At 33.1% G+C, this 2,411-nt stretch carries 2 protein-coding genes; both read right to left on the reverse strand.

Going from position 1 to position 2,411, the window contains the following annotated elements; genetic code table 11:
- Positions 1-1,260: hypothetical protein (locus B2U95_RS10150; RefSeq protein ID WP_296315866.1), on the reverse strand; the 1,260-nt coding region annotated here is incomplete at its 3' end.
- 31 nt (positions 1,261-1,291) lie between these two features.
- Positions 1,292-2,411: hypothetical protein (locus B2U95_RS10155; protein WP_296315868.1), on the reverse strand; the 1,120-nt coding region annotated here is incomplete at its 5' end.

The following is a 2,411-nucleotide window of genomic DNA, read 5'->3' on the forward strand; positions in this document are numbered from 1 at the left end:
TGCTTCTAACAAACCTTGATTTTTTGCAATACGTATAACTGCCGCTTCAAATTTACCAACAGAAAAATCCTTTTTTGCTACATCATCTTTAACAAATTTATCAACTTCCTTAATATTTTCTGCATAGTTTTTTACATTTTGAATTAATTCTAAATCTGTTAATTCTAATGTTTCTCTTTTTTCTATTATACTTTTAATATAAGGGTCAGTAACATCATATTCACCTTTTTTTAAAGTATCATAAATTTTTTCTAAATCTTTATTTACTTGTTCTTTATTTAATTCTACTTTTGTTTTCATCCAAGGCGTTTCTTTTTTAATACCTTCCCACCAAGGCATCCCTGTTTTATACCTTCCGGGTATACCTAAACCCATCATAACAAGAGCACTAGCGTACCTGTCTAAAGATAGTTGATTTTTAAATTCCCTTTTTTGCTCTTCAGTATAATGTGAAGGAGGTTCTAATCCGACTGTTTGTATATAGGAACTACCAAATCCCATACCTCCCATAATAGCAATACGAGGAGCCATACTATAGTTATTTGCCCATTTTAATGTTTTACCAAATACTGCACCCCAAGCTGCTCCTGTTGCAATATCCATTAAACCTGCATCTGGTTCTGCGGCACGAATAGCATCTGTTAATGCAAATCCTCCAACAGGCCCTAAAGCCATTGTAGCAGGAATATAACTAGCAACTGTTATAGGAGCAGAAGCAACACCTGCCATAAATTTTCCTCTAAGGGTTTCGGGTGCTTCTAAACCTAAGTATTCTGGGTTAGTTAATCTAGCTTTTTTGGTTAACCAATACTCTAAATTTTGTAACCCCTCTTCAAAAAATCCTTCGTCATTTGTATCAAGTCCAGTTTGCTCACCTACAAAATCAAAAAATCTATCTACGCTTCCGGGAATATTATTAAGTAATTCATATGCTCCTTCTTGTGATGCATTAAAACCATATACCCATGCACCTAATCCTTCTGGATTTAATTCGTCATAACTTTTTCCAGTCCATGTTTTAGGTATATTAGGGTTTTTTCTAATACTTGTATTAGTGTGTAAATTTAATATTGGCTCTTCATCTTCAGAAAAAATACTTTTTCTTTCCACCCCAAAACTTGGTGTAGCACCTGTTGAATATTGATTTTCTTTATCAATAGTTTCAAGCTCATTAGTTTTAGATTCAACAATTTCACCATAAGAATTTTCTTTAGGTTCATCACGAGGAACGCCAAAACTTGGAGAAATACCTTCAGTCATATTTAATTATCCCGGAATAAATGGTTGGTTGTTATTTAATTGGTACACCTAGTGCTATTGAGCCTAAACTAAATCCACCTGTAGTAGAATTTTTTGTTAATTCTTTATATCTTGGAGAACCTTCTATTGCATATCCTTTTTTATTAGCCTCATCTGGTATTAACTCTAACATTACATTACCCTGTTTAACATAAAATTTTGCATCATCACCATCACCTTCAGAGTATATAACTTTACTACCATCTTCTGGTAATGTATTATTTGTTGATGGTGCATATGTTTTATTATTAAGCTCTACATTTGGTATATTTTTATTGTTTTCTAAGTCAAGTGTTCTGTTTAAACTATATAATATATTTACTTTATTTTGTAAATTAGCAGTTGCTTGAATTAAAGCCTCTGAATTTCCACTATTTAAAGCGGCTTGATAATCGTCATCAATAGACATAGCAGTTGTTATAGCCTCTGCTTTAAATTTATCTTGACCAGTGGTATTATCCCATATTTTTAATTCACCTTCATTTATAAAGCCTTTGTTAAACATGTCTCTAGGTGACATTCCATTTTCATATCCTCCTAATACTTTTCTCCATACACTAGCTTTCATTTCAGCCGTAGTTTGAGATGTATTTAAAGGTGGCATCATACTAGTAGTAAAGTCACTTTCTGCACCAGTATCTGTTTGAGTACTACTAGTAAGGTCTGTAGTAATATTCGTAGTATCTGTTTGAGCACTATCAATAGTAGTTGGAGTTGTTGGTTGTGTAGCTTCGCCTACAAATAGACTACTCATATTACCACCATGACTATCACCAAATTTACCCCTAACTGTATTTTGAAATTGGTTTATATTTTCTTGATATTGCTCTGATGGTTCTACCCCACCACTATGTTTATATCTAGGATTAGATGATGCATATTGAAAAGCATTTTCTAAGTAATTATCGTTGTCTAAAAATCCCGGTTGAAAGTATGCCCATTTTGCTACTTCTGGGCCGACAGCAGAGTTATTTTTTAGTGATTCATATTTTTTTATTCGTGTTTCTTCTGCCGCTTTAAAAGCAGGATACTTTGAATCTAAATTTATTGCGGCTGATAATGTAGCTTGTGTTACTGCATCTTCTAGGTCTGCTGTTCGTTTATCGTCTGCA

Origin of the sequence: Winogradskyella sp. UBA3174 (genome assembly GCF_002364335.1) — a bacterium.
In the GTDB taxonomy this organism is placed as follows: domain Bacteria; phylum Bacteroidota; class Bacteroidia; order Flavobacteriales; family Flavobacteriaceae; genus Winogradskyella.